We start from the raw sequence: 9,686 nt of genomic DNA on the forward strand, positions 1-9,686 counted from the left end.
CCCAGCACCTGCTGGCCTTCGCCCGCCGCCAGCCGCTCAATCCCCAGGTCTGCCGCGTCGACCGGGTGATCGCCGAGAGCGAGGCCCTGCTGCGGCGGGCCGTCGGCGAGGTGCTGCCGCTGAAGCTCAGCCTCGGCTCGGGCACCCGCACCGCCCTGATCGACTCCGGCCAGTTCGAGGCCGCCCTGCTCAACCTGGTGGTCAACGCCCGCGACGCCAGCCCGCCCGGCGGGACCATCGTTGTGGAGTCCGGTCCCGAGACCCTGGCCAAGACCCGCGGCGAGCTGAAGCCGGGCGCCTATCTGCGCGTCGCGGTGTGCGACGAGGGCGCCGGCATGGACGCCGCCACCATCGCCCGCGCCTTCGAGCCGTTCTTCACCACCAAGGCCTCGGGCAAGGGCACGGGCCTGGGCCTGTCGCAGGTCTACGGCTTCGTGCGCCAGAGCGGCGGCGAGGTCGAGATCGCCTCCAAGCCCGGCAAGGGCACGACGGTGTCGATGCTGCTGCCGGCCAGTCACGAGGGCGCGATCCTGCAGGACGCCCCGGTCGCCGCCCCCGCCCCGCGCCCCGGCGTCGAGGTGCTGCTGGCCGAGGACGATTCCGAGGTCGGCGACCTGGTCGAGGCCATGCTGACGGAGCTGGGCCACCACGTGCGCCGGGCCGGCGACGCCGACGAGGCCCTGAGCGTCGCCCGCGCCCATCCCGAGCTTGGCCTGCTGGTCACCGACGTGATGATGCCGGGCGACAAGAGCGGCGTGGACCTGGCGTCCATCCTCTCGGCCGAGCGCCCCGACCTGCCGATCCTGCTGAGTTCGGGCTACACAGGCCAGGAACTGGCCCAGGCCCGCGCCACGCCCTGGCCCCTGCTGCGCAAGCCCTACGCCCTGGACGCCCTGATCCGGGCCATCGACCAGGCCTTCGAAGCCAGGCGGATGCATTAGGACGGGCCGATCACCGTTCAAACGCCTCCAAGTCCGCCTCTCCCCGCGAAGGCGGGGATCCAAACCGACTTTCCGGTAGCGGCGCGGCCGCAGGATATCTGTCGCCTCGGCTTGGATCCCCGCCTTCGCGGGGATGCTCGGTGAAAAATCGGCTCATGGTCGGGGATGATCCAGCCACCCCCACCGATCGGCGAAGCCGGTTCAGAAACCCTGGAAGCGATTTTTCGTCCGCATGCTTTGCATTTCCAAAGCGAGCCGCTATATGTGGATAGCCCCTTATGCTCAATTTCAGCATAAGTCGCGACGCCGGACGGAGCCGCAACTCGGTCTCGGCGTTTTTTGAGGCCCAGGAAATGCTCACTTTGAGCATAAGAGAGGACGACATGGCCGACGGTTTCGCGCCCCTCGCCTTCACCGCCGACATCGAGGCGGAGACCGCCGCCGTCTGGGACAAGGTCAAGCACCATGTCACCCCGATGGAATGGCGCCTGCACGCGCCGCTGATCGTCGAGATCAATCGGCTGAAGCGCGAGAAGAACGCCGCCATCCTGGCCCACAACTACATGACGCCGGACATCTTCCACGGCGTGGGCGACTTCGTCGGCGACAGCCTCGCGCTCGCCAAAGAGGCCGCCAAGAGCGACGCCAAGATCATCGTCCAGGCCGGCGTGCACTTCATGGCCGAGACCAGCAAGGTGCTCAGCCCCGAAAAGAAGATCCTGATCCCCGACCTGCTGGCCGGCTGCTCGCTGGCCTCGTCGATCACGGGCGCCGACGTGCGGCTGATCAAAGAGCGCCATCCGGGCGTGCCGGTCGTCACCTACGTCAACACCACCGCCGACGTGAAGGCCGAGACCGACATCTGCTGCACCAGCGCCAACGCCGTGCAGGTGGTGGAGTGGGCCGCCAAGGAATGGGGGACCGACAAGGTCATCCTGATCCCCGACGAGTTCCTGGCCCGCAACGTCGCCCGCCAGACGGACGTCAAGATCATCGCCTGGGCCGGCCACTGCGAGGTGCATAAGCGCTTCACGCCGCAGGACATCGCCGACATGCGCGCGGCCTGGCCCGGCGCCGAGGTGCTGGCCCACCCCGAATGCCCGGCCGAGATCCTCGAGGCCTCGGACTTCGCTGGCTCCACCGCCGCGATGAACGACTATGTCGCCGCGCGCAAGCCGGCCCAGGTGGTGCTGATCACCGAGTGCTCGATGGCCAGCAACGTCCAGGCCGAAAGCCCCGGGACCCAGTTCATCGGCCCCTGCAACATGTGCCCGCACATGAAGCGGATCACCCTGCAGAACATCTACGACGCCCTGGTGCACGAGCAGTACGAGGTGACGGTGGACGCCGACATCCTCGACCGCGCCCGACAGGCCGTGCAGCGGATGATCGACCTGCCCCCGCCCGCCGCCCCGGCCCGCTACGACCTCGTCAAGGCGCGCCACCACGTGGACGTGGAGCTGATTTAAAGCCCCCTTCCCCCTCGATGGGGGAAGGGTTGGGGATGGGGGTGGCGCGGCCTGTCCGCTGCAACGCCCTCCCCTCGTCTTTCTCGGATGGCCGAACCGCCGTGTTCACCCCCATCCCCGGCCCTTCCCCCATCGAGGGGGAAGGGAGTGGAGTATGAGATGGTCGACCGCATCACCTTCGACGGCCCCGTCATCCTCGGGGCGGGCCTCGCCGGCCTCACCGCTGCGCTGGCCGCCAAGACCGCGTTGGTCCTGTCGCCGACGCCGCTGGCGACCGGTTGTTCCAGCGCCTGGGCGCAAGGGGGGCTGGCCGCCGCCCTGGCCGGCGACGACACGCCGTCGCTGCACGCGGCCGACACCATCGCCGCCGGCGCCGGCCTGTGCGACGGCGACGCCGTGGCGCTGCTGACCCGCGAAGGCCCAGCGGCCGTCCGCGCCCTGGCGGCGCTCGGCGCGCCTTTCGACCGCAAAGCCGACGGCGACTTCGTGCTGAGCCTGGAAGCCGCCCACTCCAAGGCCCGCGTCGCCCGCGTTGGCGGCGACGGGGCCGGGGCTGCGATCATGGCCGCCGTCATCGCCACGGTGCGCGCTACGCCCACCATCGAGATCCGCGAGAACGCCCGCGCCCGCCGCCTCCTTCAGGACGCTGCCGGCCGCGTGGTCGGGGTGCTCGCCGAAATCGATGGCGAGCTCGTGGAAGTCCGCGCCAAGGCCGTGATCCTGGCCACCGGCGGCGTCGGCGGCCTCTACGCCGTCACCACCACCCCGACCCAGGTGCGCGGCGAGGGCCTGGGCCTGGCCGCCCTGGCCGGCGCCGAGATCGCCGATCCCGAGTTCGTGCAGTTCCACCCCACGGCCATCGATATCGGCCGCGACCCGGCGCCGCTGGCCACCGAGGCCCTGCGCGGTGAAGGCTCGATCCTCAGGAATACAGACGGTCGCGCCTTCATGGCCGACTATCACCCGGCCAAGGAACTGGCCCCGCGCGACGTCGTCGCCCGCGCCATCCACGCCGAGCGCGCCGCCGGGCGCGGCGCCTTCCTCGACGCCACGACGGCGGTCGGCGCCCACTTCCCGCACGAGTTTCCGGCCGTGTTCGAGGCCTGCCAGAGCGCGGGCGTCGATCCGCGCCGCGAGATGATCCCGGTCGTTCCCGCCGTGCATTACCACATGGGCGGGGTGGCCACCGATCTGGACGGCCGCGCCAGCCTGCCGGGCCTCTACGCCGCCGGCGAATGCGCCTCCACCGGCGTACAGGGCGCCAACCGCCTGGCCTCCAACAGCCTGCTGGAAGCGGCCGTGTTCGGCGCCCGCGCCGGCCGCGCCGCGGCGGCCGAGGCCCCCAATGGGACTCAAGCCGGCGGCGAGCCGATGTCGCTCGCGCCCCTGCCCGACCTGCCGGACGAGGCCTTCCAGGCCCTGCGCAAGGCCATGAGCCGCGACGCCGGCGTCATCCGCGACGCCGAGGGCCTGGTCCGCCTGCAGGGCGAGGTCGCCGCGCTGGAGGCCGCTCACGGCCCCTGCCCGCCCCTGGTCGCCGTTCGCCTGATCGTCGACGCCGCCCTGGCCCGCCAGGAAAGCCGGGGCGGCCACTACCGTTCGGACTTCCCCGAAAAGGCCGATCCCGTCCGCACCTTCGTCACCCTCGACCCCGTCCAGGCCGGTTTGCGCCACGCCGCGGAATAGTGGTACGTAAGGAGAACGGAGACGCGACCATGAGCACGCCGTTCGGTCCATCTGACAGCTCGCTAGACGGCGCGGCCGAAGGCTTCGCCGAGCAGGGCGTCACCGAGTTCCTGCTGACCGTCGACGACCTGGAGACCATGCTGCGGGCCGGGATTTTCGATCGCGACGACGCCACCCGCGTGGAACTCGAAGACGGAAGGCTGGTGCGGATGCCCTCGGAGTCGCTGCCCCATGCCCGAACCGCCGCACGCCTAAACAAGGCGCTCGACCGGGCCATCGAACGCCTCGGATTGGAGGCGCGCTACGAAATGCTGAACGGCGGCACGGTTCGCGTTTCCAACATCTCCGCCTTCGATCCGGACGGCGCCGTCATCGCTCGTGACTGCGAGGGCTTCTTCCTGCGCCCCGACCAAGTCTTTCTGGTTATCGAAGCCTCGTTCTCGACCCTCAAGCGCGACCTCGGCTCAAAAAGCCGCGCCTACGCCGCCGCCGGGATCGCCGAATACTGGGTGATCGACGTCAAGCAGGCCAAGCTTCACGTCTTCCGCCGCCCGTTCGAAGGCGACTGGACCGAGCGCCTGCTCCTCACCGCCGACGACAGCGTCTCGCCGCTGTTCGCCCCCGACGCCGATATTGCCCTGAAGAGCGTATTTTGACCGCCCTGCCCCGTATCGAGCCGCTGCCCGACCTTCTCGTCCGCCCCATCGTCGATCTGTCCCTGGCCGAGGATCTCGGCCGGGCCGGCGACATCACGGGCCTGGCCTGCATCGACGCCGACGCCCGGCTGTCTGTGGTCTTCGCCAGCCGCCAGGACGGCCGCGTCTCGGGCCTGTCCTGCGCCCGCCTGGCCCTCTTCGCCCTCGATCCGACCGCGACCTTCGAGGTCGTCACGCCCGACGGCGCCGACGCCGCACCCGGCACGGTGCTGGCCCGCGCCGAAGGGAACGCCCGGGCCGTGCTGGCCGCCGAGCGCACGGGGCTGAACCTTCTGGGCCACCTGTCGGGCATCGCCACCCTGACCCGGGCCTATGTGCGTCTCGTCGAGGGCACGGGGGCGACCATCGTCGACACCCGCAAGACCACGCCGGGCCTGCGCGCCCTGGAGAAGTACGCCGTGCGCTGCGGCGGCGGGGTCAACCACCGCTTCGGCCTCGACGACGCCATCCTGATCAAGGACAACCACGTCGCCGCCTGCGGCGGGGTCGGCGAAGCCGTCCGCCGCGCCCGCGCCTTCGCCGGCCACCTGGTGAAGGTCGAGGTCGAGGTCGATGGCCTGGACCAGCTCGAAGACGCCCTCAAGCACGGGCCCGACGTCGTCATGCTCGACAACTTCAGCCTCGACGATCTGAAGACGGCCGTGTCGCTGGCCAAGGGCCGCGCGGTGCTGGAGGCCTCGGGCGGCGTCAACCTGGCCACCGTCCGCGCCATCGCCGAGACGGGCGTGGACGTGATCAGCGTGGGGGCGTTGACCCACTCCGCGCCGGTGCTGGATATCGGCCTGGACGCGGCCTGAGGGCCCGTTTCCCCCAAAGACTCCCAAACTCGTCATCCCGGAAAGCGCGCAGCGTTTATCCGGGATGCCGACCGAGGGGATACCTAGCGCCCCCTGCCCCGCACCCACGGCATGATCCGGTCCTGCACCGGCTGGTCGATATAGGTGTGGAACACCCAGGCAGCCCCGATCGCCAGCGGGAAGCCGGCGATCCACATCAGCCACTGCCCGCCGATGCCGATCGGCACCGTGTCGATCAGCTTGTGCACGGCGCTCCAGTACATCACGCCGACGAGGATGTGGGTGATGAACAGGGCGAAGGAAAGCTTGGCGCCCTCCTCGATCCAGGCCTTGGGATGCTTCACCGGCAGGCGGCCGGCGCCGAGGATGATGGCGGCCAGGCACACCAGGCTCGGCAGGTCGAAGCGGCCGATCAGTTGCAGGATCACCAGCCCCGCGCAGCCCAGGGTCAGCAGGATCTTGGCGGCCTTTTCCGTTGGCCAGTTCAGCTCGACCGCCCGCGCCAGGCACAGGCCCAGCAGGAACAGCGGCAGGGCCCGCAACACGCCGATACGCAAGGGCAGGTCCGACAGGCCGATCGAGACTTCCGAAAAGCCGAAGCCGTTGGTCTGGCGCGAGGCGACGTCGAAGGCGACCACCACGGCGGCGGCCAGCACGATCGGCAGCCAAGGCCGCCGGGTCAGGTTGGCGGCGCGCCAAAACCACGGGAACAGGGCGTAGCAGACGATCAGCGCCGACAGCGACCAGCTGGGCAGGTTCCAGCCGTCGCTGTTGAAGCCCCAGGCGTGCATCAGCATGGCCTGCAGCGGCAGCTGGTCCCAGGCGAAGCGCGAGGGCTTGTGGGCGTCGGTGCCGATGACGTTGAGGGCGAAGACCAGGCCCGCCATGGCGGCCAGCACCATCAGGTGGCCCGGCCACACCCGCGCCGCGCGGCGCAGCCAGAACTGGAAGTGGGTGATGCGGCCCGAAATCGCCGACGGCCCGTAGGCGCGGCCCAGCACGTAGCCCGACAGCATCAGGAAGAAGTCCGTGGCCAGATAGCCGCGCGCGAACACCGGGTGGAAGCGCTCGATGCGCAGCGGGCTCTCGGCGCCGAAGTGGTAGACCACGATCAGCAGGGCGGCGACCAGGCGCAAAAGGTCCAGCGCGCCGCCGCGGGTGGCCGGACGGGGGGCGTGGACGACGGGTGACGCGACTGGGGCGACTCTGGGGGCGGTGCCGGCCGGGGGGACCGACTCCGAGGATGACGACGGACTGCTCACGCCCGTGGCCTTAACAAAGCCGAGCCCCGGGGGGAAGCGGCGGAAGGTCGCGCTGGGCCATGCTTGACCACCGACGCGCGAGCCCCCATCTGTAACTGCACGAGTATCTAATTGGACTTCGCCGCCATGACCCGCATGCCCGCCCTCTTCATCGGCCACGGCTCGCCGATGAACGCCATCGAGGACAACGCCTGGAGCCGCGCCTGGGCGCAGCTGGGCCGCGACCTCCCCCGCCCCAAGGCCGTGCTGATGGTCAGCGCCCACTGGGAGACCATGGGCGGCACGGCGCTGAGCGCCTCGGAGCAGCCGGAAACCATCCACGACTTCGGCGGCTTCCCCCAGGCGCTGTTCGACGTGCAGTACCGCGCGCCGGGCGATCCGGCCCTGGCCGCCCGCGCCGCGCAGCTGCTGTCGCCCCAGCGCACCGTGCAGCATCCGACCCGCGGCCTCGATCACGGCGCCTGGAGCGTCCTGCGGCCGATGTATCCCGACGCCGACGTGCCGGTGGTGCAGGTCAGCCTGGATCGCGGCCAGAGCGCCGCCTGGCACTACGAGGCCGGCCGCCGCCTGGCCGCCCTGCGCGACGAGGGCGTGCTGATCATCGGCAGCGGCGACATCGTCCACAATCTGCGGGCCGTGAACTTCCGCACCGGCGAGACGCCGGACTGGGCGCCGCGCTTCAACGAGACCGCCAAGGCCCTGATCGCCTCGGGCGACCACCAGCCGCTGATCGACTGGGAAGGCCTGGGTCCCGACGCGGACCTGTCGATCAACAGCGCCGAGCACTACCTGCCCCTGCTCTACGTGCTGGGCGCGCAAGGCCCCGGCGAGCCGGTGTCGTTCTTCGCCGACGACGTCTTCGCGGCGATCTCGATGACGGGCGTGCAGGTGGGGTGAGGCCTGCGTGATCCTCGCCCTTCGACAAGCTCAGGGTGAGGATCATGGCAAAGGCCGTGCAATAGAAACCTCATCCTGAGCTTGTCGAAGGACGAGGTTTCGGCCCCTCAGGCCGTCTCCAGCGCCCCCTTCCCCAGCTTCGCCGCCGCGGCCACGGCGGCGGCCACGCGCTCGTCCATGCCGTTGTCGTAGATGCGCCGCACCCTCGCCAGCACCTCCGGCGGGGCCAGTTCGGGCCGGCCGGACTGGAACGGCGGATCCGGCGCGTATTCCACGGCCAGCTGGATGGCCTGGGCCACGCCGGGGCCGGCGATCTCGGCCACCAGGGTCAGGGCGAAGTCGACGCCCGCCGTCACCCCGCCGCCGGTGACGAAGCGGCCGTCGCGGGCCACGCGGCTCTCGTCGGGGATCGCGCCGAACAGGGCCAGCTGGTCGCGCCAGGCCCAGTGGCAGGCCGCCCGCTTGCCCTCCAGCAGCCCCGCCGCCGCCAGCACCAGCGAGCCGGTGCAGACGCTGGTGACGTAGCGCGCGCTCCAGGCCAGCCGCTTGATCTGATCGAGGAACGCCGCGTCGCCCATCGCCTGCGTCGTGCCGAAACCGCCAGGAATGCAGAGGATGTCGCACGCCTCGATCTGGTCGAGCCGCGTCAGATGGGCGAAGATCAGGCCGTCGGCCTCGACCTCGCCCCCCTCCAGGCTGCCGACGGTGATCTTGGCGCCCGGCAGCCGCGCCAGGATCTGGTGCGGGCCGGTGAAGTCGAGATGGGTCACGCCCGGGAACAGGGCGAAGACGATGCGGATCTGGTCGGTCATGGAGAGCCCTCCTTATTTGACGACCGAGGGTCTCCCAGCTAGCGTTCGGCGGAAATGACGGAGATCCCTCGATTTCCGCCAGATAGGGTCAATCAATGCCTCGCGCCGTCGGCATGCTGGTCTATCCCGGCTTCCAGCTTCTGGACGCCGCCGGCCCGATCTCGGCCTTCGAGATCGCCGCCCGCTTCGACCCCGGCGCCTACGGCCTGTTCCTGGTCTCGCGCGACGGCGGCTGGACGGCCAGCAGTTCCGGCGCGGCCTTCGACACCCTGCCCTTCGACAAGGCGCCCGCCTTCGACACCCTGCTGGTCTCCGGCGGCGACGGGGTGAAGGCGCCGGCGACCTGCGAGACCACCCTGGCCTATGTGCGGCAGGCCGCCCGCACCGCCCGCCGCACGGCCAGCGTCTGTTCGGGAACCTACGTCCTGGCCGCCGCCGGCCTGCTGGAAGGCAAGCGCGCCACCACCCACTGGAGCCGCACCAAGGATTTCCAGCGCCGCTTTCCCGGCGTGCGGCTGGAGGCCGACCGCATCTGGGTGCAGGACGGCCCGATCTGGAGCTCGGCCGGCATCACCGCCGGCATCGACCTGGCCCTGGCCATGATCGGCGCGGATCTCGGCGAGGCGATCGCCAAGCGCACGGCCCAGCAGCTCGTCGTCTATCACCGCCGCCCCGGCGGCCAGTCGCAGTTCTCGGCCCTGCTGGAGATGAAGGGCGGCCGGTTCGATCCGCTGCTGGCCTGGGCTCGTGAGAACCTCGCCCGCCCCCTCACCGTCGAGGAGCTGGCCGAGCGCGCCGCCATGAGCCCGCGCAACTTCGCCCGCCTGTTCACCGCCGAGACCGGCGCCACGCCCGCCAAGGCCGTCGAGCGCCTGCGCGTCGAGGCCGCCCGCGCCCTGCTCGACAGCGCGCCCCTGCAGGTCGAGGACATCGCGCTGGAATCCGGCTTCGGCGACTCCGAACGCATGCGCCGCGCTTTCATCCGCGTCTACGGCCAGCCGCCCCAGGCGCTGAGGCGGGCGGCGAAGGCGGGTTAAGCCCACCCACTCCGTAAAATCCCCGCGAAAGCGGGGACCCAGGTGTTTTATCGTCGAGCGCCGCGGGTT

9 protein-coding genes are annotated in these 9,686 nt (G+C 70.6%); 7 read left to right on the forward strand and 2 right to left on the reverse strand.

Annotation, left to right across the window (positions count from 1 at the left end; genetic code table 11):
* From DMC18_RS12400 to nadC, 5 genes are all read left to right on the forward strand, one after another.
* A partial coding sequence (locus DMC18_RS12400; RefSeq protein WP_146218060.1) for an ATP-binding protein occupies nucleotides 1-941 on the forward strand: 941 nt, incomplete at its 5' end.
* 383 nt (nucleotides 942-1,324) lie between these two features.
* Nucleotides 1,325-2,410, forward strand: coding sequence for a quinolinate synthase NadA (gene nadA, locus DMC18_RS12405; protein WP_199228585.1), 1,086 nt, complete (start codon nucleotides 1,325-1,327; stop codon nucleotides 2,408-2,410).
* 159 nt (nucleotides 2,411-2,569) lie between these two features.
* Nucleotides 2,570-4,096, forward strand: coding sequence for an L-aspartate oxidase (locus DMC18_RS12410; RefSeq protein WP_110132968.1), 1,527 nt, complete (start codon nucleotides 2,570-2,572; stop codon nucleotides 4,094-4,096).
* A gap of 29 nt (nucleotides 4,097-4,125) precedes the next feature.
* Nucleotides 4,126-4,752: a Uma2 family endonuclease gene (locus tag DMC18_RS12415; RefSeq protein ID WP_110120133.1), complete on the forward strand. Its 627-nt coding sequence runs from the start codon at nucleotides 4,126-4,128 to the stop codon at nucleotides 4,750-4,752.
* 14 nt (nucleotides 4,753-4,766) lie between these two features.
* Nucleotides 4,767-5,609, forward strand: a complete 843-nt coding sequence (gene nadC, locus DMC18_RS12420) for a carboxylating nicotinate-nucleotide diphosphorylase (protein WP_110120137.1) — start codon at nucleotides 4,767-4,769, stop codon at nucleotides 5,607-5,609.
* Between the two features lie 83 nt (nucleotides 5,610-5,692).
* Here the strand turns inward: nadC and DMC18_RS12425 are convergent, their stop codons facing one another.
* Nucleotides 5,693-6,745 carry an acyltransferase gene (locus DMC18_RS12425; RefSeq protein ID WP_233248137.1) on the reverse strand — a complete coding sequence of 351 codons (1,053 nt, stop codon included), beginning with the start codon at nucleotides 6,743-6,745 and terminating at the stop codon, nucleotides 5,693-5,695.
* Nucleotides 6,746-6,997: 252 nt separating this feature from the next.
* Between DMC18_RS12425 and ygiD the strand changes: the two genes are divergently transcribed.
* On the forward strand, nucleotides 6,998-7,768 hold the full coding sequence (gene ygiD / locus DMC18_RS12430) for a 4,5-DOPA dioxygenase extradiol (RefSeq protein WP_110120138.1): 771 nt from the start codon (nucleotides 6,998-7,000) through the stop codon (nucleotides 7,766-7,768).
* Nucleotides 7,769-7,875: 107 nt separating this feature from the next.
* On the opposite strand, the gene DMC18_RS12435 is transcribed toward ygiD, so the two are convergent.
* Nucleotides 7,876-8,580, reverse strand: a complete 705-nt coding sequence (locus DMC18_RS12435; protein ID WP_110120135.1) for a DJ-1/PfpI family protein — start codon at nucleotides 8,578-8,580, stop codon at nucleotides 7,876-7,878.
* A 95-nt stretch (nucleotides 8,581-8,675) separates the two neighbouring features.
* Here DMC18_RS12435 and DMC18_RS12440 point away from each other — a divergent pair, with 95 nt between their 5' ends.
* Nucleotides 8,676-9,617, forward strand: a complete 942-nt coding sequence (locus DMC18_RS12440; protein WP_110120136.1) for a GlxA family transcriptional regulator — start codon at nucleotides 8,676-8,678, stop codon at nucleotides 9,615-9,617.
* The last annotated feature ends 69 nt before the right edge of the window (nucleotides 9,618-9,686 follow it).

Origin of the sequence: Caulobacter sp. D5 (genome assembly GCF_003185805.1) — a bacterium.
Taxonomy (GTDB): domain Bacteria; phylum Pseudomonadota; class Alphaproteobacteria; order Caulobacterales; family Caulobacteraceae; genus Caulobacter.